The sequence below is a fragment of the Ammoniphilus soli genome, from assembly GCF_040813775.1.
The window spans coordinates 115,202-138,828 of record NZ_JBEGDL010000013.1; the positions used below are offsets into that span (position 1 = coordinate 115,202).

General features: G+C 45.8%; 22 protein-coding genes and 1 other annotated feature. All 22 genes read right to left on the reverse strand.

Annotation, left to right across the window (positions count from 1 at the left end; all coding sequences use genetic code 11):
* Window positions 1-10: 10 nt before the first annotated feature.
* The 22 genes from ABLT31_RS22870 to ABLT31_RS22975 all read right to left on the reverse strand — a co-directional run bounded on the left by ABLT31_RS22870 (window position 11) and on the right by ABLT31_RS22975 (window position 23,014).
* On the reverse strand, window positions 11-844 hold the full coding sequence (locus ABLT31_RS22870; RefSeq protein WP_367756048.1) for a carbohydrate ABC transporter permease: 834 nt from the start codon (window positions 842-844) through the stop codon (window positions 11-13).
* A complete protein-coding gene (locus ABLT31_RS22875; RefSeq protein ID WP_367756050.1) occupies window positions 841-1,773 on the reverse strand; it encodes a carbohydrate ABC transporter permease in 933 nt (310 codons plus the stop codon). The genes ABLT31_RS22870 and ABLT31_RS22875 overlap by 4 nt, the downstream gene beginning before the upstream one ends.
* A 262-nt stretch (window positions 1,774-2,035) precedes the next feature.
* Entirely contained in the window at window positions 2,036-3,427 is a 1,392-nt protein-coding gene (locus ABLT31_RS22880; RefSeq protein ID WP_367756052.1) for an ABC transporter substrate-binding protein, read from the reverse strand.
* Window positions 3,428-3,584: 157 nt separating this feature from the next.
* Window positions 3,585-4,778, reverse strand: coding sequence for a response regulator (locus ABLT31_RS22885; RefSeq protein WP_367756054.1), 1,194 nt, complete (start codon window positions 4,776-4,778; stop codon window positions 3,585-3,587).
* Window positions 4,768-6,528, reverse strand: coding sequence for a cache domain-containing sensor histidine kinase (locus tag ABLT31_RS22890; protein ID WP_367756056.1), 1,761 nt, complete (start codon window positions 6,526-6,528; stop codon window positions 4,768-4,770). The genes ABLT31_RS22885 and ABLT31_RS22890 overlap by 11 nt, the downstream gene beginning before the upstream one ends.
* Window positions 6,529-6,556: 28 nt before the next feature.
* Complete coding sequence (locus ABLT31_RS22895; protein WP_367756058.1) at window positions 6,557-7,798, reverse strand: ABC transporter substrate-binding protein; 1,242 nt, start codon at window positions 7,796-7,798, stop codon at window positions 6,557-6,559.
* Window positions 7,799-8,369: 571 nt separating this feature from the next.
* Window positions 8,370-8,555, reverse strand: coding sequence for a tautomerase family protein (locus ABLT31_RS22900; protein ID WP_367756061.1), 186 nt, complete (start codon window positions 8,553-8,555; stop codon window positions 8,370-8,372).
* A 14-nt stretch (window positions 8,556-8,569) separates the two neighbouring features.
* Entirely contained in the window at window positions 8,570-9,643 is a 1,074-nt protein-coding gene (locus ABLT31_RS22905; protein ID WP_367756063.1) for an NAD(P)/FAD-dependent oxidoreductase, read from the reverse strand.
* A gap of 2 nt (window positions 9,644-9,645) precedes the next feature.
* Window positions 9,646-9,975: a (2Fe-2S)-binding protein gene (locus ABLT31_RS22910; RefSeq protein ID WP_367756065.1), complete on the reverse strand. Its 330-nt coding sequence runs from the start codon at window positions 9,973-9,975 to the stop codon at window positions 9,646-9,648.
* Window positions 9,968-11,101: an NAD(P)/FAD-dependent oxidoreductase gene (locus ABLT31_RS22915; protein WP_367756067.1), complete on the reverse strand. Its 1,134-nt coding sequence runs from the start codon at window positions 11,099-11,101 to the stop codon at window positions 9,968-9,970. Before ABLT31_RS22915 ends, ABLT31_RS22910 begins: the two co-directional genes overlap by 8 nt.
* The gene (locus ABLT31_RS22920) at window positions 11,091-11,417 is read right to left on the reverse strand and encodes a (2Fe-2S)-binding protein (protein WP_367756069.1); all 327 of its coding nucleotides are present in this window, start codon (window positions 11,415-11,417) and stop codon (window positions 11,091-11,093) included. The genes ABLT31_RS22915 and ABLT31_RS22920 overlap by 11 nt, the downstream gene beginning before the upstream one ends.
* Window positions 11,418-11,446: 29 nt before the next feature.
* Complete coding sequence (locus ABLT31_RS22925) at window positions 11,447-12,553, reverse strand: adenine nucleotide alpha hydrolase family protein (RefSeq protein ID WP_367756071.1); 1,107 nt, start codon at window positions 12,551-12,553, stop codon at window positions 11,447-11,449.
* 10 nt (window positions 12,554-12,563) lie between these two features.
* Entirely contained in the window at window positions 12,564-13,304 is a 741-nt protein-coding gene (locus tag ABLT31_RS22930; protein WP_367756073.1) for a GntR family transcriptional regulator, read from the reverse strand.
* 42 nt (window positions 13,305-13,346) lie between these two features.
* Window positions 13,347-14,153, reverse strand: coding sequence for an ABC transporter permease (locus ABLT31_RS22935; RefSeq protein WP_367756075.1), 807 nt, complete (start codon window positions 14,151-14,153; stop codon window positions 13,347-13,349).
* Entirely contained in the window at window positions 14,150-15,055 is a 906-nt protein-coding gene (locus tag ABLT31_RS22940; protein WP_367756077.1) for an ABC transporter permease, read from the reverse strand. The genes ABLT31_RS22935 and ABLT31_RS22940 overlap by 4 nt, the downstream gene beginning before the upstream one ends.
* Window position 15,056: 1 nt before the next feature.
* On the reverse strand, window positions 15,057-16,133 hold the full coding sequence (locus tag ABLT31_RS22945; RefSeq protein WP_367756080.1) for an ABC transporter ATP-binding protein: 1,077 nt from the start codon (window positions 16,131-16,133) through the stop codon (window positions 15,057-15,059).
* Between the two features lie 11 nt (window positions 16,134-16,144).
* Window positions 16,145-17,239 carry an ABC transporter substrate-binding protein gene (locus tag ABLT31_RS22950; protein WP_367756082.1) on the reverse strand — a complete coding sequence of 365 codons (1,095 nt, stop codon included), beginning with the start codon at window positions 17,237-17,239 and terminating at the stop codon, window positions 16,145-16,147.
* A 607-nt stretch (window positions 17,240-17,846) separates the two neighbouring features.
* Entirely contained in the window at window positions 17,847-19,523 is a 1,677-nt protein-coding gene (locus ABLT31_RS22955) for a 2-isopropylmalate synthase (protein ID WP_367756084.1), read from the reverse strand.
* A 64-nt stretch (window positions 19,524-19,587) separates the two neighbouring features.
* Window positions 19,588-19,848, reverse strand: a binding site (T-box leader).
* Window positions 19,849-20,079: 231 nt separating this feature from the next.
* Window positions 20,080-21,204 (reverse strand): chymotrypsin family serine protease, encoded by a 1,125-nt coding sequence (locus ABLT31_RS22960; protein WP_367756086.1) that lies wholly within the window; start codon window positions 21,202-21,204, stop codon window positions 20,080-20,082.
* 223 nt (window positions 21,205-21,427) lie between these two features.
* Window positions 21,428-21,625, reverse strand: a complete 198-nt coding sequence (locus ABLT31_RS22965) for an MBL fold metallo-hydrolase (protein ID WP_367756088.1) — start codon at window positions 21,623-21,625, stop codon at window positions 21,428-21,430.
* Between the two features lie 150 nt (window positions 21,626-21,775).
* On the reverse strand, window positions 21,776-22,048 hold the full coding sequence (locus ABLT31_RS22970) for an MBL fold metallo-hydrolase (RefSeq protein WP_367756090.1): 273 nt from the start codon (window positions 22,046-22,048) through the stop codon (window positions 21,776-21,778).
* Between the two features lie 513 nt (window positions 22,049-22,561).
* Window positions 22,562-23,014, reverse strand: a complete 453-nt coding sequence (locus tag ABLT31_RS22975) for a hypothetical protein (protein ID WP_367756092.1) — start codon at window positions 23,012-23,014, stop codon at window positions 22,562-22,564.
* Window positions 23,015-23,627 lie beyond the last annotated feature (613 nt).

Below are 23,627 nucleotides of genomic sequence, written 5' to 3' on the forward strand. Positions count from 1 at the left end.
GGTTCCCCTCCTATTTGATGCCGCTTCGCATCGAGCCTTCAACAATGTATTTCTGGAAGACCATATATAAGATCACGATCGGAATGGTCACAAGGGTTAAAGCTGCCATAATATGGCTGGTAAAGATATTATAGGTGTCGCTGAAAATCGCGTTTAAGGCAACCTGAATCGGCATTAAATCCGAATTCGAAAGGGCCATCACCGGCCATAGGAAATCATTCCAGGAAGCCAGGAAAGTCAGGATCCCCACTGTGATATACATATTCAAACTCGCTGGAACGACGATGCGAAAGAAACTCCCGACCTCACCCAGTCCATCGATTTTTGCTGCCTCGATCAGTTCGCCCGGAAACGAGAGAAAATGCTGCCTGAATAAAAAGATATTCATCACGTTGACAAAGAACGGCAGTAAGTATCCGGTGACCGTATTGATCATCCCCAAATCATTCACGACTAAGAACAGCGGAAGAATCGTTGCCTCAATCGGGACAATCATAAGGGCGATAATAAAAATCAATACACTATCTTTAAAAGGAAATTGAAATCTGGCTAAGGCATAGCCTGCCAACGAGTTAATGGTTAATCCGAAAACGACGGTGACAGACGCATAAATCAAGCTGTTCAGCAGATTTCCAAATATACTGTAATAGCCTAGCAGCTCGATGTAGGATTTAAGGCTTAAGTCTGAAAGTTTTGGAACGACAGCATAGATCGTGCCGACATCCTTATAGATCACTTCATCGATTTTAAAAGAAGAAAGGATCATCCATACAAGAGGAACCAGGAATTGAAGGGCCAGACCCATCGCCAGCATGTAAAATAGGACTTTCTTTATGATCTTCACGCTGCTCGCTCCTCCTTAAACAGTTTTTTGATTCCCATGGATAATACCACCAGGAAAACGGTAAACAGCAAGGTAATCGCACTGGCATACCCTATATTTCTGTGACGGAATCCGTACTCATAGATGTATTGCAAAATGGTCATGGTCGAATAGTCAGGTCCCCCGCCCGTCATGACCATCGGCTGGACAATCAGCTTAAAGGCTTGAATGGTGGTGGTAATCACTAGGAACATGGTAATTGGCTTTAATGAAGGGAGAGTAATATACCAGAACTTTTGCAGGGTATTAGCGCCATCCATCTCTGCCGCCTCATATAATTGGGGGTCAATGTTTTTTAGGCCCGCTAGGAAAATCATCATCTGATAGCCGCAGCCTGACCAAGCGGAGATAAAAACAATGGTAACCATCGCCTGGCTGGCGCTTGCAAGAAATGGCTGTTTGGATAAGCCCATGTTGGAAAGAATTTGGTTGATCAACCCGGAGGTCGGGTTCAGCATGACGGTCCACAAAATCGAAATCACGACTAAGGATAAAACAGCGGGAGAAAAATAAGCCGTTCTAAAGAAGCTGTTTCCTTTCATCTTCTTGTTCGCGATCAGCGCCAGGCCAAGAGCCAGGGAAAGCTGAAGAGGCACCACCAGCAGGACAAACTTCAAGGTGTTGAAGAAGCTTTGGATCAGCACTTCGTCCGTCATCATCCGCGCAAAGTTGTCTAGGCCAATAAATTGCTTGTCGTTTGGCTTCAATAAATAATAATCCGTAAACGCGTACGTAAAGGCTAAAGCAATCGGCATGACAATAAAGAGGATCGCCAAGACCATGGCAGGCGTCAAAAATCCGAAGGCGGACAAGAGATCGGTTGATTTATAATTTTCATTCAGCTTTCTCACTTTTACAAATCGTTTAAGATGGAGGGTTAGACTTCTCACGGTTTCACATCCTTTATCTTATATGATTAACCTTGCGGACATAGGGTTCGTTATATGCGTACAGATTGCTATTTATTCAAATTGAGCGGACATTGTTTCCGTTATTTCGGTAAAATGCTGCTCTCTCTCGTTGTTTTTTAACCATTAGCGAACTCAGTGTCCTCTAAAACCTCCAATATGGCGTTTTCGAAGAAATAGCGAACCCTATGTCCTTTAAATAAAGAGGCGAGACCGAAGGCTCGCCTCTTCCTTTCTCCCTTGACTATTTCCGGTATTTCTCCAATTCCAAATCAATTTTCTTGACCGTTTCATCCAAATATTTTTGGATCGTTGCCGCGTCTGTTGCTTTATTCTGCGCAATCTTCAAGATGACATCTTTTGCAAACTTTTCGGACAGATAAGGATATCCCGGGGATACCGGACGGGACTTATTGGTGTTTTCCACTTGATATTTCAATACCTTCCATGCCTCATTGTGGTATGGATTATCCGTATTGGTATCAATCGCATCGATTGAATTCACCCTTCCCGGAATCGCGCCGATGGCCTTAAAGTACTCCCGATGCGCATCATCACTGTTAAGCCATTCCATGACTTCTACGGTCTGCTTGATGCGTTCTTCATCTTGGACCTGGCCATTTCGGACAAAGGTCCAGCTTCCGGATGGCGTATATAATCCATCGTAGGTTTCACTCATCTTTGGATAGCGAAGGGTCTTAAACTTCAGGTTAGGATAATTGTTGACGAAGTCGCTGATAAACCAGAATCCGCTTACAGATAAGGCCGTTTTTCCTGAATGGAATGCTTTTTGGGACTCGGAGGCATTGGCCAGCGGGTTGCCTTCAAACAATTGCGCATATTTCGTTAAAGCTTCCACGGTCTTTTCACTGTTTAACACCCCGTCTACGGTTACGCCATCTTCTGCCACGATATTGGTTCCATTCGCCCATAAAAGCGGGATAAAGAAATAGGTTCCCAGCTCATATCCGCCTGCAGGAATTTCATGCAGCGATAGACTGACGGCCGACTCATAATCCTTAAACGCGGGATCGCTGGTTGTTTGGGCGAAATCGTCTATTTGTCTGGCAAGAGCCACAAATTCATCCCATGTCCAATCTTCATCCGAAGAAGGGATCATCGCTTTGATATCATCCGGCAAGGCGTTAATCATGTCTTCATTGTAGGTCACGGCCACACCGGAATCCTGGTACCCCATCGCATAAAACTGCCCATTGATCGTTCCCTGGTCCATCATCGACTGAGTGAATCCTTCTTTAAATCCTGGCGACATATAATCATCCAATGGTCCGACAATGCCCGATTCAACATAGGCTGCCACATCCGGTCCGTCAAGCGTAAAAATATCCGGCACATTATTGGAGGTAATGGCTGCATTCAATTTGTCAATATAGCCTGATCCGGCACCGGCTCTGGTAATGTTTTGAATCTCGACTTGCGGCTTATCCGGGTTTGCCTCGTTATATCGCTTCACGCGATCCGCAAACATTTTCCCTTCGGGATGGTCGGCTGAAGCCTGGGTCCAAATGACAATTTTATCGCCAGCGCTTTCCTGGTTTGAAGCCTGATTGGAACCGCAACCGGTTAATGAACCGGCTAGAACAGCAGTTAAAACTAACGAAATCCATTTTTTCATCTTTTGTTTAGCCCCCTTTATTCCTTCTTGCTTGTTCCTATAAATTAATTGTAAATGAAATAAAACGGTTTCAAAACGAGGCATACCTTTGATCCATGTTCAAATTTCTATGATAGGGCTTTCATTTCTGAGAGAAAACAAACAGCCCCATCTTCTATCACGGAAGATGAGGCTGTTCAATAGTCTTTACTTTACGGTACTCGCTGGGAGTCATCCGGACTTTTTTCTTGAAGACTTGGCTAAAATATCGCTGATCCGTGTAACCCACTTTCTTTGCGATTTCATTCGTTTTCAGGCTGGACTTTTCCAGCAAGTAACAAGCATGCTTCACCCTCTGTTCGGTCAAATACTCCAGGAAGGTTACGCCCGTTTTTTGCTTGAACAGCACGCTGAAATAACTGACGCTTAATCCGATTTTCCCCGCCACTTGTTCAATCCCGACGTCTTCGTAAAAATATTCGTCCAAGTAATCCATCGCTTTCTCGATGAGATCCCAAGGGTTATTCCTGGACTTCAGCTCTTCCTGGAACTCCTCTTCTGTAATGACCGTCGCATTTAGGAAAAGCTTTCCTTTTAGCATGTCTTTGGCTTGCCCATAGGACTCCGTGATGCGATCCAGTTCGGTTACGACTTTCCCAATGGAGATGTGCAGATCGCTGCAGCATGCAGATAATTCGCTTGCCATGCGCTTCATTGTCCGTTTGGTCTCCGATTCGTCTGCCGTTTGAGACGCGTACACGATGGTAAATTCCATCGGTTGGAGCTTCAAGAGGAACCAGCTCTCGGGCTCGTTCTGTTTCACTTTTTCACTTAACCACTGCCAAATGGCATCTTGTTTTTCCGCGTTTTTATCCCATTCTATAATCATCGCTGCAAAGGCGCCGTGTCGAAGATCGCTAGCGATGTCAGCCGTTCCTAGGGTCAGGAGCTCGTAAATTTGACGTTTGATCTCCTCCTGCCTGTTTTTCTGCAGCCGTTCCAGTTCACGGATGGCACGGGACACGCATTCTTCCAATTCATCGTAATCAATGGGCTTGAGGATGTAATCAAAGGCCTTGTATTTGATCCCTTCCCGCGCATACTCAAATTCATCATACCCGCTTAGCAAGATCACCTTGGGCTGACGGGGCAGCTGGCTGACTTCTTTGAGCAGCTCAAGGCCATTCATCGAAGGCATGCAGATATCGGACAGAACCAGATCCGGTTCCAAGGCTTTAATTCTTTCCAAAGCTTGCTTTCCGTTTTCCGCCGTTCCTGCCACCAAACAGTCAAGGTCCTGCCAATTAATGATATTCGCCAAACTCTTTACAATGATCGGTTCATCATCAACAATGAATACTTTAAACGCCATGCGAATCACCCTTATCTAGTGGAAACGTGATCTTGATCGTTGTTCCTGCGCCCTCCAAAGAGCAAATCATCAGTCCATAAGCCTGGCCATAATATAGCTTCAAGCGGTCGTGAACATTTTTTAAGCCATGTCCGCTGTTTTTGTGGCGATCCTCTAGCCATTGCTGATTATTCCATTTGGTCAAGGCTTCATGGCTCATCCCTTTTCCATTATCCCGAATGTAAAAACAGCCTTTCCCCTCTTCCATACATCCTTTTATCGCAATGAGCCCGGATTCCTCCTGCAGGTCAAAAGCATGATAGAGGATATTTTCCACCAGCGGCTGTAAAATCAGTTTCAGTACGAGACGATCCTTCAGCTCATCCTCCACGTCGATTTCATATTCAAACCGGTTATTGAACCTAATCTTTTGGATTTCCAAGTAACTGATCACATGGCGGATTTCAGCGCTGACCTTTACCTCGTAAGCGCCATTGATGCTGATGCGAAACAGCTTGCCAAGATTGATGGTCATTTTGCTGATTTCCTTTTGTCCGTTCAAAGCGGCCATCGCATTAATCGATTCAAGGGTATTGTACAGGAAGTGCGGATTGATTTGCTGCTGGAGCACTTGAAACTCCGCTTCCCTCTTTCGTTCCTGCTCACGCTTCACTTGCTGCAAAAGCAGCCCAATCTGCTCAATCATTCGATTAAAGCCCAAAGCCAGGTTCGTTAGCTCCAAATAATCAAAGGCAGGCATGCGAACCGCCAAGTCCCCTTGTTCCGCCCGTTTCATTTTCTGAAGAAACTGAGAGATAAAACCCAAGATTTTCTTCACATAAAAAAGCTTATACAGCAATGCCATGATCATCCCTACAATGACGATGGAAACCGTAGTATTTCGGATAAAATGAATCTGATTGGACAGGGTACCCCATGGCTTAATCGACACGAGGATCCAATCCAGATTAGCCTGTTCATTTAACTCCAAAGGATAGAAGGTAACCAAGCTCTTTTTTCCTTCCCATGTATCCATGAAGTGCCCCGGGTTTCCGGAAATCATATCTGGGAGGTCCCTCATATGCAGCTGTTGCCCGATCCATTGATGATCGAAGCTGTATTGGATTTTTCCTGTCCGGTCGATGATTAATTCCTCTGCCCCGGGTTGATGCAGCTCGGCATAGATGCGGTCGAGCAGGTCGATCTTGATATGCAAAATGGAATATCCTACATTTTCCAGGGTGTCATAATCCTTGATCATTCGCCCTTGTGTGAATACAAACTTCTCCAGCGGAACATACGAATCATGTTGAAGCGGCGATAACCAAACGGGCCTCCCCTTCTCCTTGAGGATCTCTTGAAAGAAAAGGCTTTCTTGAAATTGCCGAAAAGAGGGAGGAAGTGACCTTTTCAATTGAAACACGGTTCCTTTCTCCGTATAGAGGATAAAATCCTCCACCAGCGGATTGCTGTACATGAGACTTCTTATATTCATGCGCTGTTTGTACAGCTCCGCCGCATTGTTTTCTTTCGCTTTCAGAAGAGCTTGGACATCAGCGGAATCAACTACGGTATCCGAAAAGGAATGGATTTCCGAAAAGGAGGAGGACAGGTTCATATCCAGTGCTTTTAAGGTCTGGAGCACCTGCTGGCTGATATTTTCCTTCAAGGTGTTGGCGGAAGTCTGATAAGAAACCCAGCCCACGATCAGGATCGGCAAAAGAATGAATAACAAAAATCCAATGATCATTCGATGTTGCAGCTTCAGCATCATAGCATTATATCTTCGCCTCCATTTTCTACTCTTCCCTATAAAAGGAAAACATTTGATCCAATCGGTGCAGATAGGCCTCGACATCCTTGTCCATAAAAAATTGCTGGCTGTATATCCGATAATCCCGTTCGGCACGGGTTCCGCCTATCCAGTAATGATTGGGCCAATTCACGCTTTTCCCTTTTTGGACGCGCTCTGCCAGGGGCCAAACGACCGCCTTTTTCACGGTCACTCCCTGGACAGCGCTGATGGAGCCTTCATAATCGGATAATCTTTGGGCATTTTCTTTCTTGACTAAAAATCTCAGAAATTCCTTTGCCGCTTCGGGATGCCGCGTGTCCGATGAAATCGCCAGTCCAATGTCTACACCGCCCAGGACTTGATTTTTCTGCGGATCATTCGAGCCCGGAAAGGGAAAAATCCCATACTTCAACTGCGGATTCCATTTTTCGATCACCGGCAGCATCCATGTGCCGGTCACATACATGGCTCCCCCGCCATGGGCAAAACGCTTGTTGACTTGATCCGTATCCGCTTCAAAAGAGTCCTCTTGGGCAAATGAAACCACTTTCAACATTTTTCCGGCCACATCCAACCATCTTGCATCACGTGATAGGCTTGCTGTGCCTTGGTTAACCTGATCCCAATAATGGCTGTCAAATTCATTGGCGACAAAATTCAAATTCAATACACTGGTTGAATCTTCGTCTTTATTGGGCATAAGAATGGGCGTAAAGCCGGCGGCGCGGATGATCTCCAGAACTCGAATAAACTCATCCCAGGTTTGGGGGATCTTGATTTGCAACTGCTCAAAAATATCCTTGTTATAGAGGACACCAACTGCATTTTGGGTTAAAGCCACTCCATACATGCTGTTATGGACCAGATACCTGTTTTGCACCGTTGGGTTAATCTCTTGAATAAAGCCTTCATGAGTTAGGTCGAGCAAATAGCCTTTTTCTGCCCGAATCACATAATCGCGTTCAAGGGGATACGTGATAAAAATATCCGGGGCCTGCCCTCTTGCTATCCTTCTTTTCAGTACATCCATCCCGTAGGGGATCGTGGTCTGCTCAACATGAATATTCGGATGTTCCGTTTCGAATTCATGAATAAGCTGATTGAAAATTTCCACCGTCTCCACTTTAGGCGAAAAAAATTCAAGACGGACTTGTTCCTGATTTTTCGCTGCCTGATCTTCCTGCCTCAACGGTGTTTCAGTACAGGCCGCCAAGAAAAATACACATAGGAGCACCAGAATCTGCACGGTGCCTGTCACCACCCGTTTTTTGTCGATTTTAGTTAACGCTTACAATTCAATATAAGAATTATATTTCAGTATAGACGAATTGAAGCATGATAGAAAACGGGACATTCTTTTGATTGTTGTTTAAATTCTTATTCGCTCCCGTACAGTCTCCTACCTGTGGGGGTAGGCTGCCATGTTTACGGACATGGCAGCCGCTATCGAATCATGAGGAGGAACTTCTACGCTCAAACGGACATAGGTTCCTTTATTTTAAGGAATGGGGCACCTTTTACGTGCGTTTCTAACAAATAGAGGATGAGATGTCCTTTAACAACTTCAACTTGTATGTTTGAGGGGAAATAAGGGATCGGGTGTCCGCCTAGAGATCGAGCCTATAGGTTCGCCCGCGCTGATTTCCGCTTGCAACGCTATGGACAAAGTATCTTTCAAAATAAAAAAATCCTGCCTAGTATATAGGCATGGATTTTTTTAGCTGCAATAAGGTAAGATCGCAATCTAATTATCTTGCAATTATGATGAAAGAAAGGGGCTAGTCGCGAAAAATACGTCTTTTTGCTTCCTTCCATTCCTATAGTTTATCCCAAGTCATTCCTCCCGTTGCCCAATCCTTGCGTTTAATTTCTTGGACAATGATATCGACTTCGTCCCTCTCAATGTTCAGCGACCGAGCCATCGCATCCGTGACTTCGCGAATCATCATAAGCTTCATTTCTTCACTTCTGCCTTCCAGCATTTCAATTCTTAGTACGGGCATATTCGATTCCTCCTCTAGTTAAATCGGGTGATACTATACCGGTCGATGGGGATGGAAGGTTCCCCTTCCAAGATCAGTTCCGTCATGAGGGTTCCGATCAGCGGAGATAAGGTGATGCCGCTATGCGTCGCCGCAATATACAGCCCTTCATAGCCGGGTACCGTCCCGAGAATCGGAAACTCATCATCCGGCATGCATCGGATTCCTGAAAAGCTGCGAACCACATTGGCCTTGGCCAGGCTAGGAACGTACTGGACGGACATTTTCGCAGTGGCCTGGACAATGTCTAGGGTACTGCGCCGGTCAAAGCCCGCTTCTTCCTTGGAATAGCCGATGAGGACTTCCCCGTTATGGGTTTGCCTTAAGCCGCTGATGGTGTAATGAAGCAGAGGCGCAAGCGGCTCCGTTATCAGGATTTGGCCGCGGACCGGATGAACCGGAATATGGATGCCCAGCAGCCTTCCGACTTCTTTGGACCAAACGCCTGTTGCCAGGACGAGATTCTTGGCTTTTACTTGTCTATTATTGGAGCTGATGAGGTAATGGCCTTCTTTTTTCTCCAATGCATTCACATGATTATAATACTCATACTCTACCCCGTTCTTTTTCGCGGCCCTCATATACATCTCGACCAGACGCAAAGGGTTGACATTGCCGTCAATGCGGCTGAATGTAGCGCCAGCCACTTCCGGGGAAAGGGCCGGCTCCATGGCCAACACTTCATCCCTGGATAGCACTTGAACCTCGATCCCCACCTTGGCTTGGTTTTCCGCAAGCCTTTTGGCATGTTCTCGGTCAGACTCCCTGAAAAAAGGAGATAAGCCTCCCGTACGGTGAAACTCGAAATCCCCAATCTTCTTCTCTAAATAGGGGTAGAGTTCCGCACTATACATGCTGAATTCTCCATACCACGAGGGCGTCTTGGTATGAACCCATACCCAGGCCTGGGTCGAACCGGATGTGCCGGAAAGGGGATAGTCCTTTTCAATCAATAAGATGCCTTCTTTCTGCTGTTCGGAAAGATGGTAAGCGATGCTGTTGCCAATGACACCGCCGCCCACGATCACCGTGTCGTATTCCTTTATCACCTTTACTCCCCCCTCCCTTCTTCCGGATCCGCTTCCGCCAAAACGGAACGGATGGCGGAATCTTCCCCTTGATGGTTGGCCAATACGCCCATAAGGATGGGGTACAGGGGAACCCGCAAACGGGGGACCGGAATCTCGGATCGCGGTTTTCCTGTGACCTCGGCAATGACTTCAGCCACAAGCGATCGGCATATTTTCGATTGGCAGGGCCCCATCCCGCATCGGGTCAATCTTTTGATATCATCATGATTCCTGGCTCCCAGGCGAATGGCCTCCTCGATTTCCTGGGCATTAATCTCTTCGCATCGGCATACCATGCACGTTTTATCCACGATACAGCCTCCCCTCTCTTGAAACCAGGCTCCACTGTTGAGGATCCAAGGGAAGACGATGGTTCATGAACTTCTCCATGTGCTTTACCCTAGCCTCCCATATCCTAAGGGAAGGTGCGGATTCCACCCGGCAAAGAGTTTCCCACAGTGCCTGCTTTTCTTCGTTGTCACGTTCTGTCAGCTTATGAACCCGTTCGGCGACGCTCAAGCCCGCAATCCGCCCGGATAGCAGAATTCCTGCCTGATTGGTAATGCCTCCTGCATTCCCCGCCACAAAAACCCCTTTTTCACTGGTTTCCAGGTGGTGCGAATACCCCGGAAGCCAGCCTCCCAGCCTATCATCATAAAGCAGATCGCAAGAAAGCATAGTAAAAGGTTCAAGAATGGGATGCCGTCCCGCGTCTATAGCGATAAAGTCTACCTGGTATTGGTCAGAAAGCTGATCATTCCCTCTATCAGCTATGGTCACGGATTCCACTCGGCCATTGCCTCTCGCTTGCAGCACTCCAGTATTCAGATATATAGGTATATTCAGTCTATTTACCTTATGAATTAGTGTTGGATCTTGGCATGTTATTTGTTCGCTCTTTTCGACAATCGCGCTAATCTTTATCTCTAACTCATTCATTTGGATCGCCATTTCCAGTGCAAAGTCGCTCGATCCCAGGATCAGCCCGGTTTTACCGGGGTACACCCATTCCCTATTGATCAGAATTTGAGCTGCCCCTATCGTCATGATCCCCGGCAGCGTCCACCCGGGAAATGCCGCTGGACACTCCGCCGCCCCCGTTGCGACAATGGTATGATCTGCTGATATGGCCACTAGTTGTTCTCCATTGCTTAGCCCAAACCTTCCATCTGCATATAGTCCGATGAGACTGTGGCCTAACAAATAGTCAATCGGGACATCTTGCAATTTCTTGACCCAATGAGCAGCCAACTCATAACCTCTCCAATTTTCATAAGGGGCCGGCATGTTGTTCAGCACTTGCGTCTGCTGCTTCAATTGCCCTCCCAGTGTCCGGGACTCATCGACAATGGTGACCGACAGCCCCCTTGAAGCTGTTTCATAAGCGGCAGCCATCCCCGCAAGGCCTCCGCCAAGAACCAGTACGTCAGTTTTCATTCGAATCCCTCCCAACATCAGGATCCCCCATGTTCATGCGGATGCGCATGCCTTCCTTCACCTGCGTCATGCAAGCGCGGACATGCTCCTGGCCATCGATTGTCATAAAGCAGCTGCAGCAGCGGCCATTGGCACAAAACAATCCCCTGGCCTGAGCCATCTTCCGGCTTTGCCCCAACTTATAGATCCCCTGTGACATCAAAGCGGAAGCAACGGTTTGATTTTCCCGTGCCTGAAGCGACTTTCCTTCGAACGTAATGGTCACATGGTGTCCGCCTGGCCTTTTGCCAAGTATGGGATGATTCGAGATTTCCATTCCCTTTCCCCTTTCATAAGGTTATATCATTATAATGTTATAACGTTAAGTTCTTCTTGATTTCCTTTAGATTTCTTATTCATTGCTAAGCGGACAGTGGCTAAGATCGGTTCCGATTTTCCTTTTTTTCGGAGCATGTAATGGTCGGGAGTTCGGTATGTAAAGATCACTTCTCCGTCCTCCACGCCGATGTCAGCACAATCATCAGCCACACCAAGAGCTAATTTGCCAGAAACGAAAGAAGCAAGCTCGATTTCATGAGGACCGTGATGTAGCAAAATGATGCTCGGTTTGATCTCCCGAATAGCTTTGACCAATTCGGTCGCATGGGAATATAATAGGTTTTCTGACGAATGCGGCAAATTCAACAGCGTCACGCGTCCGCCGCGCGCGATGTTTTCGGCGAGTGCCAACAGACCTTCGGCGGTTGGCAACATCCGCTCCTCTTCCTCTCGCACGACCACGAGAACATCTCTCTGCTTGATGTCTTGCGAAGCAAGCCGATCCTCAGGATGCTGCTCGATCCTAGAATCCTCTTTTACGCGAACAAACTTCGGGCCTATAAACTCGGAAAGCCCCAAGTCCTCAACACCCAAGCATTCCAAGCTGGATGCATGGGATCGCTTCGCAGCATATGGCACAGCCGCACGCTTAGGCAGGTTGGTCGTTAGGATGACGGGCCTGCACAAGCTTAGCCCTTCGCTTAGCCCTTCTTTTATCATGGAAAGGCGGGTGTTCCGGATTTCCACATGCTGAACGGAGGAGTAAAAAGGTTGATCCAAAATGCCGGCCAGACAGGCCATCGCTTGATTCGCCCGGAGACGATCCGTATCACCGGAAGACAAGATAAGCTGGATGGACCGTCCTTGCAGAACAGCTTGCAAAACCTTGGCATACGTCCATACGTCTTGATCAGGGATCGAGGTGTTCACCCAAATTCCATGATTTGCACCCATTTTCAATGCCAGCTCCACATCGTCTTTTGCCGGCTGGGACCCGACGGCCAAGGCCGTTACCTTGCCGCCGGCTGCCTCCGCCAGTTCCGTTGCGATTTGTACCGTTGATTGATCTCCCGGATGCAGGAGAGAGGAATGCTCCCCTTTGAACATAGACTGAACAACCACCATAATATTCATGAAATCCGCCTCAATTCGTTTCCGATAACGAAATCTCTAGCAAATACTTGGCTTTATCCTGCCTGATGATGAACTCGGAATATTCCACTAACTGATCCGTCTTCGCATAGGTCGATCTTTCCCAGAGAATTAAGGGCGCCCCTTCCTCCACATTCAGAATAGACGCTTCACTTGAAGAGGCTGCTGGAAGCGACAAATAAAGTTTGGCCCGATCCAGCTGAATGCCATACCGGTTTCGCAAAACTCCGTAGATCAGTTCATTTTCAATCATTTCGGGGTTAAAGTTCGGATATAGGTGACAAGGGAGATAGGTATGTTCAATGCCGATCGGTTTCTCTCCCTCCATCTTTAGCCGATAGATTTTAATAACCAATTCCTCAGGACCCATATCCAGCTTGTCGGCAATCGTCATGCCGGCTTCTTCTATAGAAAATTCGATCAGCTTATGGGGATGCGCCTCTTTCAGGGTTTCCTTCGCATTGGCTAGGGACATGATCTTAAATAATTCTCTTTCTTCCCGCTCATGGGAGACAAAGGTTCCTTTCCCTTGTTGGCGGTAGAGCAGACCTGCCTTGACCAATTCCATAATGGCCCGCTTGATGGTAATGCGGCTGACATCCAGCAGCTTTTCCAATTCCACTTCCGTCGGAAGCTTATAACCCGGAGGCCATTCCTTTGACACGATTTTGTCTTGCATGATTTTCATCAGCTGGTGATAAAGGGGAACCGGCAATTCTTTATCAAGTTTCATAAAGCTTCACACTCCATTGAGGACAAAAACGAATCCATTCGTTTAACCATTCTTTCTTACCGCGAATAATTTTCCTACCCCGAAAATTCTCTCGATCACGATCATCAGCACAATGGTAATAAGGATCATGACGCTTGAAACCGAGGTAATGATGGGGTCATATTGATATTGGATGTAGGTGAAAATTCGCACCGGCAGGGTGACGACGTCCGTACTCACAATAAATAGCGCGACTGTCAGATCATCGAAGGAAGTAATGAAAGAAAAGATCGCTCCCGCTATGATCCCTGATTTTATGACGGGTAAAGTGATTTTATAGAAGACTTGAAAGGGGGTAGCCCCCAAATTTGCAGCCGCTTGTTCAATGGATCGGTTAAATCCTACCAAACTCGCTACGACAAGCCTTACGACGTAAGGAACCGTGAGGATGATGTGGCCTAAAACCAAAGCGACAGGGCTTGCAGCGAGACCGATCATAGAGAAATATTGAAGCAGGGCCACGCCGAATACGACCGAAGGAATAAGCAAGGGTGAACCGAACAGGTTCATCAGAACTTCCTTCCCCCTAAAATTATATCGGACAAGGGCCATTGACGCCATAGTTCCGATGGCTGTCGCGATCAGGGCTGTTCCTGCCGCAACCCCTGCGCTTAAGGATAAGGACTCCATAAACTCCGGATGGTTCAGCAGTTCGACATACCATTTCAGCGTCATTCCTTTTGGGGGAAAGACGACATATTCGGTTTCCGTCAGCGATGACAGGATAATGACAATCACGGGTCCCAGCAAAAACAAGTATACCAGGAACACGTATAGGTTGAGTATCCATTTTCCCGGCTTGAACCTCATTGGATGGCCACCCCCGATTTGGTCTTGCTCAACAGCCGGCTGTAAACGAGAAGCGTGAGCGATGTCATAAAGATCAGAATGAATCCGACGCTTCCCCCATATGGCCAATCCAGCAATACAGCCACCTGTTCATAGGTTAAATAGGACATCAGCTTGACCTGCGGCCCTCCCAAAATGGAAGGAGTAACAAAGGAACTGGTAGCCAGGCTGAAAACCATAACCGATCCGGCAAACACTCCCGGCAGACTCAAAGGCAGAATGACAGAGAAAAAGGTTCGTACCGGGCCCGCTCCTAAATTATTGGAAGCTCGGATAACAGAAGGATCGATTCGTTCCAATGAACCCGCAATACTAAGCACCATATACGGAAACAGAACATGGACCATGCCAATTTCCACGGCAAGCTCGGTATAAAGAAGCTTCATGGGGGCTTCAATCAACCCGAGTGCGATAAGGGTGTTATTGACTACTCCGTTATTTGACAGCAAGATCACCCAGCCATAGCATCGGATCACCATGCTGATTAGCAACGGGGATAGCAATAATAAGGTAAAATAGTTTCTGGTTCGGCCTGTTGTGCGAACTAAATGGTAAGCAACGGGATAACCGATGAGAATGGCGAACACGGTGGTTACCAATCCTACTTTAACGGTTCGCCAAAGGACCGAAAGGTAGAAGGGATCTCCGAGAAATTTCATGTAATTCTGCAGCGTCCAAGCATCCCCTACCCCCTGGGATGGATCAAAAGGACGAAAGCTGTTCAGAAAAAGGTAAAATAGAGGGACCACAAAAAATAGGACAAAGATTAGCAGACAAGGAAGAACAAGAAGCCATGCATCCCATGATTTCTTTCGCTTCGATGGATAGGGCGAAACCAGCTTTCCCACGATTGGCGTATTCATGTCAGCCCCCTTTGCCGGATACTAAGAGATCCTGCGGGTTCCAATAAACATAAACCTCATCCTGATCAGTGAACTGTTCATGCGCTAGCGAGGAATTGGGCATTTCCGCAATGAGGTGGCGATCCGGAAGTCCGATAATAAATCGCGTCTTAGAACCCAGGAATATTTTTCTTTGCAGTCTGGCCGTCATAAAAGGCTGACCTTCCGGAACGGTCTTGGAAATCTGCATTTTTTCCGGTCGAATGAATAAGGATACATTCTGGTTTTTTTCTTGCTGCACCGGAGTCGGCAGCTTTACTACATTGCCGTGTATATCAATCTCCGCCATCTCTGGAGTGGACGCTACCACTTTTCCCGCAAACTCATTGACTTCACCGATAAAGCCGGCCACAAAGGCGGTTTTCGGATGATTATAAATATTTTGCGGCGTATCCAACTGTTCAATCTTCCCCTGATGCATCACGGCAATTCTGTCAGAAATCGCCAGCGCTTCTTCCTGGTCATGAGTGACAAAGATCGTCGTAATCCCAACCTTTCGCTGGATTTCCGTAATCTCATCCCTCATTTCCTGGCGAAGCTTCGCGTCCAGATTGCTGAGCGGTTCATCCAGCAGCAAGACCGTGGGCTCGATGACCAGCGCCCGGGAAATCGCCACGCGTTGCTGCTGTCCGCCGGACAGTTCCCTCGGATACCGATGCTCGAGGTGTTCCAGCCTCGTCATGGCCAATGCATCTTTTACTTTTTTCTCGATCTCATGCCGGGGAATCTTGCGAAGCTTCAGTCCGAAAGCCACATTCTCAAAGACGGTCATGTGCGGGAACAAGGCATAATTTTGAAATACCATCCCCATATTCCGCTTATAGGGAGGAAGATGGTGAACGCGAATCCCGCCCACCTCAATCGCCCCTCCATCCACTTCAAGAAACCCGGCTATCATGTTCAGCGTCGTCGTTTTACCGCAGCCGGATGGACCCAAGAAAGAAATCAATTCTCCCTGCTTAATTCCGAGTGTCAGCTGTTTGACAACCTCTACCTGATTAAATCTTTTCACCACGCTATCCAAATACAAGTAGCTCATGCTCCACCCCATTACTTGGCAATTTCAATCTCTTTGTTGACTCTTTCTGTCCATGCGGCCCGGTTTTCATTGATCGTCTTCCAGTCCATTCTCGTAAGGCCCTTTACCTGGTCTTCTCCATAGACAACTTTTTCGGCGATGTCCGCTTCAAGTTTGACATTCTTGTTCACTGGACCGAAAAACACGCTTTCGGCAAAGGTCTTCTGCGCCTCTTCACTCAGCGCAAAGTTGACGAAATCCTGGGCAAGATCACCGTTTGGCGCATTTTTAACGACATTGCCGGTTGCCACAAGGGCCACGGCCCCTTCTTTCGGATAAACAAATTCAATAGGGAAATCCTTGGCTTTTAACGTATAAACGCGACCCGTTCCCCATGCGGAGGCGACGGTTTCCCCTTGGAGGAAATAATTAGAGACGTCTGCGGTTTTATCATATGTCAGCACATTTTGAGCGACTTCCTTCATCTTGGCAAAGCCCGGCTCAATATTGGCTTCACTTCCCCCGTTCGCTTTTGCCATCATTACGAGCATGTGAACCCCGTAGGTATTGGCAATAGAAGGAAGAACCAGTTTTCCTTTGTATTCCGGATTTGCCAGGTCATTCCATGAACTTGGAGGATTCCAGCCGTTTTCTTGGAAGATTTTCGTATTGTAGGCTAATCCAGTCGCTACTAAGCCGATCCCTACGCCGATATTCTCGGGGTCTTTGGCCACATCATGGATTTCCGACAGATTGGTTACCTTGCTTGGATCAAGAGGAGCAAGCAATCCGAATGCTTTCGCTTGGGCTTGGGGACCATCATCCAAGAATGCGACGTCAATCTGGGGTTTGTCCTTTTGGGCTTGGAGCTTGGCTAAAGAATCTGCAGAACTTCCCGTGATGTAGGTCACTTTCGCATTGTATTTCTTCTCGAATGCCGGAATGATGGTCTCCTTCATTCCTTTTTCAAAACTTCCCCCATATGCCGCTATCACCAGCTGTTTCGGACCTTCTGTTTCTGTGCCCGATTGGCTTGATCCTGAAGAATTGCTTGGGGAGCTGCTGCAGGCCGAAACCACGAGGACCGTCATACCCAACAATAGGGAAACCCATTTTTTCTTTAACACTTCATAACCCTCCTTAGTAGATAAAGATTATATGGATATAACCTTTTGCAAAACGGCTCGACCTCCACCCCCTTTCAAGCTTCTATTTCTTCTATGTAGATTCATGATCTTTAATCCAACATTTGAATATATTGATATAACGTTATAACCTATTAATAATGGATTATTTTAAATTAATATTATAATCTGAATATTATATTACACATATAAATTATGCTTGTCAATCCAATTTCTCCATATTTTTGGACAAAAAAGAAAAGACATAGCAAGTATAATGACACTGCCTTCAGACAACGGACTTTACGGTGGCTTCTCAAGATCTGCATTTCACAGCCGATTAATGAGATTGGTCATATTGCCTGTCGAACAATCCTAGATCAAATCGAAAATCAAAATGCTAAATCAACAACCATTCAATCTACCTTAGAACCCGCTCTCACATCACGTAACTCCGTAAAAAATCTATACGCAAATTAAGCTTACTAAACATCAATATACCTAAAGTCATTAAACGAAATATATTATTTGCCTAGTTAAAGAAAAGAAGCCAGAGAAAATGCTTCTCTGGCTTTTGTTAGAACAATCTTTTCAACCTAATTATCAGGGATTACCGTTTCAATGAAGCTCCGCCTAACAGCTTGTTTACCGCACTAAACAGGGCTTTTACAGAACAGATCATGATATCTGCATCCATTCCGCAACCCCAATAAACCGTATCATCCGCAGAAGTAATGCCGATGAACGTGACGGCTTGTGATCCAGAACCAATTTCTAAAGCATGTTCTTTATAAGTCAAGTTGGTAAAGGCAATGCCTAGGGCGTTTTGCAAGCCGTTGCTGATGGCATCCAATCTTCCGTTTCCTGTACCTGCAAATTCCTGAACCTGATCCTCTGTTCGGATCGTGACCATGGTTTCAAATCCGGTTTTTTCAGCAGACCTGTACTGGATGAACTCTACAGGCGCTTGAATATTCACATATTCCTTTAGGAAAATATCATAGATCTCTTCAGGCAGAAGCTCCTTTTGCAAGTGGTCCGATACATTTTTCACATGATACCCAAAGCTTTCACGCATTTGTTGAGGTAAATCAAGCCCGTATTTCTGCTCGAGAATATAACCGATTCCACCTTTGCCAGACTGGCTATTAATTCGGATGATATCTCCTTCGTACTCTCTGCCAATATCCATCGGATCAATCAATAGATAAGGTACCGTCCAATATTCACATTCTTCTTCCTCACGCCATTTCATTCCTTTGGCAATCGCATCCTGATGGGAGCCGGAGAATGCGGTAAAGACGAGCTCGCCGCCATAAGGGTGTCTCTCGCTGACCTTCATTCTTGTCAATCTTTCATGCACGGAGATAATCTCTGGGATTCTAGTAAAATCAAGCTTCGGATCCACGCCGTGGGAAAGCATGTTCAAAGCAAGGGTTACAATATCCACATTGCCCGTTCTTTCCCCATTTCCAAACAGCGTTCCCTCGACTCGCTGAGCACCCGCAAGCATGGCCAGCTCTGCATCGGCAACCCCTGTTCCTCTGTCATTGTGCGGATGGACGGATAGAATGACATGATCCCGGTAACTTAGATGATCACTCATAAATTCAATTTGGCTTGCATAAACGTGAGGCATGGAAAGCGACACCGTAGCGGGAAGATTGATAATCACCTTGTTATCAGCCGTCGGCTGCCATACATCCAGCACCCGGTTGCAAATATCTAATGCGAAGTCTATCTCGGTTCCCGTGAAGCTCTCTGGGGAATATTGAAATTGGAAATGGCCCTCGGTTCCCTCTGCATATTTCTTCAACAGCTTTGCCCCTGTTACGGCAATATCGATAATTTCTTCCTTTGATTTTCTGAAAACCTGTTCCCTCTGTGCAACCGAGGTGGAATTGTACAAATGCACGACCGCTTTGTTCACCCCGCGCAGCGATTCGAAGGTTTTCTCGATAATATGCTCTCTTGATTGCGTCAAAACCTGGATCGTCACATCATCCGGGATCAGATCCTGTTCGATCAACGTACGCAAAAAAGCAAATTCCGTTTCCGATGCGGCAGGGAAGCCGACCTCTATTTCCTTAAAGCCAATTTTGACGAGCATTTGAAAGTATTCGAGCTTCTCTTCTAAATTCATAGGAACGATTAAAGCCTGATTTCCATCCCGCAGATCTACGCTGCACCAGATCGGCGCCTCCGTAATATATTCCTTCTCTGTCCATTTCAAGCTCTTAACCGGAGGCATAAAGTAACTTCTGGAGTATTTTCGATGACTTTGCATTTCCCATCCACCCTTTTCTATAAATAATGGCGATACAAAAACAAAAAAGTCTTTCATCTCTAAACATAGAGACGAAAGACTATTAACATCTTACGCGGTACCACTCTAATTCATACCCAGACATCGGATATGCACTCCAACGGATACGGGTTCTTTTAAACCTTATATCCTCCTACTGTAACGGTTAGGCTCCGGCTCCACCTACTTCTGATGTTTCAGCGAGCTACTCCAAGGCGAGTTCGGATTTTCCTTACGACTGTTTCGCACCACCCAACAGCTCTCTGATCGTCCCGAAAATCCTACTATTCCTTTTCAACGTAGTTAATATTTGAGAAAAATCATACTTCATCCGGCCTAGATTTGTCAATCCTTAATTGTGCACCTTATATTTGCAATCGTGATGAAAGGTATAATCCCTCTCTCCATCTGCTCTCAGCGATACGAAAGCTAATGTTGTATTCGAATGGGGGGCAAATTTGAGCATGGATGTGTCCACTTGGACATCTGCTATTAAATAGACAACTTCTTTTGTGTTATCGATCTTTATCTTGATTTTCTATCTTTTTGCTCTTGCATTTACCACTCTAATAGTACTTAATTGGGCTTTAGTAAGCGGTTGAATATAAGAAAAATTGCCTTTATGAGCTCTCCCTCTGACCGATCCGGACTTACTTGCAGGTAAAGCAACTAAAGTCCCAAAGGCTTGCATGGCCCAATGAATCGGGTAGCTGATGGAGCGGCCATCTGAATATCTACCATAATTAACAGCTGCCGCATAGGTAGAGGCTAAAGAACACCAAACCGAACCTGAATCTCCCGGTTCAGATACTGAAAGTTGTGATGATGTAACAATGGTTTGTCTTTCAAAGGAAAAGGTACCTATACCAGTAAAGGTGACATCTACATCTGTATCGACCGATTCCACGACCCCGGATTTAAAGCCTGTGGCGCGTCCGGTCTTAAAGACCTGGAGTCCAACCCGATAACTCCTGAGATGACCTGGTATGGTAATAAGCCTTGTAAAGAATGGCCGATCCGGTTCACTGCCAGAAGTGAGGTATCGTGGATCCAGAATCGCATCTGAAGTGGGGAGACCAATTGCAGCATCGATATAATTCACTTGTGGCTGGGGGCGGAAAAGAACAATTTGGGATAATTCACCTATTTTATCATTTGGAAATGATCCTCCATCTAGAAAAGCAGGCTGGACGATTTGTGTTAATTGGTTCGTGTTATTGATCCCTAACACGTGATTGTTTCCCAATAAAAATAACTGCCCACCTTTGATTACTGTAAGTCCATAGGTCCCAAAAGAACCGTTAGAAAGACCAACGCTTACCCCTCCCGGAACCGGACGATGTCTGTTCCGATAAATCTGTGTTAGCCTCATATCTTTTGGACTGGGTCCAGGCATAGTTGCCGTTGCTGTTCCAGCTTGAATAATTCGCACTGGCGTAGATGTACTTGAGCCTGTCGCTCTGATCATGGCGGATACGGCAGATTGCAGATCATCAATTTTAGAAGTTGATAAATTTTGCTGGGTATATAGAATAATTGCTGCCTCTCTATTTGGGCGTTTAGGATCTGCAAAACCCACCCCAATACCCGTAACTTCCGGACGAGCAAGAATTTTGCGCTTAATTTTATTCTTAGTCATCACTGCCATCCGAAAACTGGCCATATGAATGCCTCCCCGTATAATAATCTATATATCTATATGGGATTGTTTTTCAAATGACAGGGCTTTAGACTATGACTGTACCTATGTATCGAATGGTGTATAGGCCCGAAAACCTAACGTGCCATACGATTGAAGGTCAATTCGTATCTTTCCATGCATGAGGAAAGCCCTCCTAAAGAATTATGCGGCTTTTTGTTTTACACCTCAATAAAAAGATCTTTATCTAAGAGAGATTCAGTGGCTCACCGGGAATCAATATCTCTAAATCGACCTTTTGTTCTTGTGCCCTGCACTGCAATCTTTCCATTAAATTAGGGGTTTCGATATAATTCGGCGGATTATTAAATGTTCCATAATGAATGGGTATTAACTTTTGTACCCCCAATATCTTTGCAGCTTCTACTGCTTCTTCAGGGGTCATGCACGCCGGCGGAGCTTTGCATGGGCATGCCATAAACATTCAGAATAGGCCCATTCACCGGTAAACAAGCGATATCGATCGGACCATGTTCACGCGCAATTCTCTACCAATACCCATGCCAGAGTGTATCACCGCAATGAATGATCTTTCTTATTTTCCTTCTGCTATCCATGAAACTTGAGGAGTTCCATATCCATCCATGGACTGTACTGCTTTTACGACCAAAGTACAAAATTCCTCCGAATATCCTATTGGAACACCGACCACATTCTTTAAACCTGTTTTTTCAGCTAGCCCAGCAGACTCTTGAGGAACCAGTACGGGTATATCTGAACCCCAATGTATTTGTATCGACTCGTAATCAAAATGGTCAGCATGAAGGTGTGTAATGCATATTGCAGTCGGCTTTGGGATCTGGTCCAAAGTAAAAATCGTCAGGCAGCAGGATGGACATCTGAATCCCCAACACTCGATGGGGAAGCAACTGTTTTGAACTTGGCAACGAGGGATATCACTCGTTTTCTATTAATATCCGAAACGGGGATGATGGATCATGGCAGATGCTTGGTATGGTTCGTTATCATTTCCGGAACACCAATAAAAATCAATAGAGGCCGTCCCTTATAGGAAATAAGAAGCGACTTTTGGGGGTCAGCCTGAAATAGATGGATATTCTCCAATTACACGTCCATATCATTTCTTTATCCTATATTTAGATGGAAAAACGCCCACTATTGGTGGTGAAACGGCCAAAATGAAGGACCTAAGTTAAATTAGATGGCGATCTTCCCACTATTTTGATTTTTTCTAGTTCGATTTTGATTTTTAGTGGCGATTCTCCACTTATTTACTTCTTCATCCATCAAAAGGGAGGGTGTCCTAAAAACCGAGTTTTGGGACACCCCCTTTAATTTAATCAGCTATGACATTCGCGGCTCACTCCTTTTCGAGTCCCCACATCCGAAAAGATACATGCGGATAATTCCCATAACGCATAGATACTTCTCTTTCAGATAACGTCATACGTTCAATCGTCCTATTATTCTTAAGTTCTCCGCCATCAATTAATCGAAATGAAATGCTTTCGAGCAAATCATTTACAATGCTTTTGGCCTTTTCATCAGCACTGGTTAAATAAACATCGCTCTTCAATCCTTTGTGAAGGGGCTCATTAAATACTTTAAAGAATGTATTTTTAAAAGCACCAACTATACTTGTTTCCGGTAAGACTTTTTGGAGTTCTTCTGAAGCCGATGTTCCCCAGTCCAAAGTAAAAGCACACCAGGCAGTGTACGCTGTTCCCTCTTTACTGCGACTGAAGCCAGGAGTGAGAACCTGGTATTTCAAAACATTAGAAACATGTGCACCTGATTTTTTAGCCGCATACACGAAGCAATACCAATCAGCGTACCCCTCACGCACCTATGTTTAGACTCTTATGAACCGCGTATACTCAATACTAGAAGCGTACGATTTACCCTCTCATATCCCTGAAAAGGAACAACCCCTATCATCTGAATCAAGGGATAAGGATGAACAACTGGCATTTGTGTTCTAACGCAAGAGGAGTTGCTCCTTCTTCCATATTTCTGAAAGATTAGAAAAGCTAAGAAAAAGTAGAAGCCAGAGTTATTGGCTTCTACTTGACATATGTTTTAAACTACCTTCCAACCACCGAACCTTCTGATTTTCTCCCTGTTTTCTTCGTGATCCATCTTCTGTCCATATAGAACGCGACCAGTAAAGCAAGCTGTTCTCCAAGAGAGTCATTAATAAGTTCATTCTTCTTACCGGTTTACTGCTAGAACAACCCATTGGTTGCCCAGTTTGTTCAACTATTCACAAAAGTAAGACCATTCTGTTCCTGATAACGAGTACTATAAGTACCTATTCATCCTTTCTTTTCTCTATTAATGGTAAAGGTAGGGTGTTCGCTTTCCCCATCTAGTAGAGGCTGGTTACTCGGATTACCAGCTTCCGACTGAAAATGAACACTCCCAGG

Excerpts from the sequence above, each read along its gene's own strand:
- ABLT31_RS22880 (WP_367756052.1), bottom strand. The coding sequence starts at position 3,427 with ATGAAAAAATGGATTTCGTTAGTTTTAACTGCTGTTCTAGCCGGTTCA.
- ABLT31_RS22960 (WP_367756086.1), bottom strand. The coding sequence starts at position 21,204 with ATGGCCAGTTTTCGGATGGCAGTGATGACTAAGAATAAAATTAAGCGC.
- ABLT31_RS22885 (WP_367756054.1), bottom strand. The coding sequence starts at position 4,778 with ATGGCGTTTAAAGTATTCATTGTTGATGATGAACCGATCATTGTAAAG.
- ABLT31_RS22945 (WP_367756080.1), bottom strand. The coding sequence starts at position 16,133 with ATGAGCTACTTGTATTTGGATAGCGTGGTGAAAAGATTTAATCAGGTA.
- ABLT31_RS22965 (WP_367756088.1), bottom strand. The coding sequence starts at position 21,625 with ATGACCCCTGAAGAAGCAGTAGAAGCTGCAAAGATATTGGGGGTACAA.
- ABLT31_RS22890 (WP_367756056.1), bottom strand. The coding sequence starts at position 6,528 with ATGCTGAAGCTGCAACATCGAATGATCATTGGATTTTTGTTATTCATT.
- ABLT31_RS22935 (WP_367756075.1), bottom strand. The coding sequence starts at position 14,153 with ATGAGGTTCAAGCCGGGAAAATGGATACTCAACCTATACGTGTTCCTG.
- ABLT31_RS22925 (WP_367756071.1), bottom strand. The coding sequence starts at position 12,553 with ATGAATATTATGGTGGTTGTTCAGTCTATGTTCAAAGGGGAGCATTCC.
- ABLT31_RS22955 (WP_367756084.1), bottom strand. The coding sequence starts at position 19,523 with ATGCAAAGTCATCGAAAATACTCCAGAAGTTACTTTATGCCTCCGGTT.
- ABLT31_RS22930 (WP_367756073.1), bottom strand. The coding sequence starts at position 13,304 with ATGAAACTTGATAAAGAATTGCCGGTTCCCCTTTATCACCAGCTGATG.
- ABLT31_RS22900 (WP_367756061.1), bottom strand. The coding sequence starts at position 8,555 with ATGCCCGTACTAAGAATTGAAATGCTGGAAGGCAGAAGTGAAGAAATG.
- ABLT31_RS22920 (WP_367756069.1), bottom strand. The coding sequence starts at position 11,417 with ATGGAAATCTCGAATCATCCCATACTTGGCAAAAGGCCAGGCGGACAC.
- ABLT31_RS22915 (WP_367756067.1), bottom strand. The coding sequence starts at position 11,101 with ATGAAAACTGACGTACTGGTTCTTGGCGGAGGCCTTGCGGGGATGGCT.
- ABLT31_RS22940 (WP_367756077.1), bottom strand. The coding sequence starts at position 15,055 with ATGAATACGCCAATCGTGGGAAAGCTGGTTTCGCCCTATCCATCGAAG.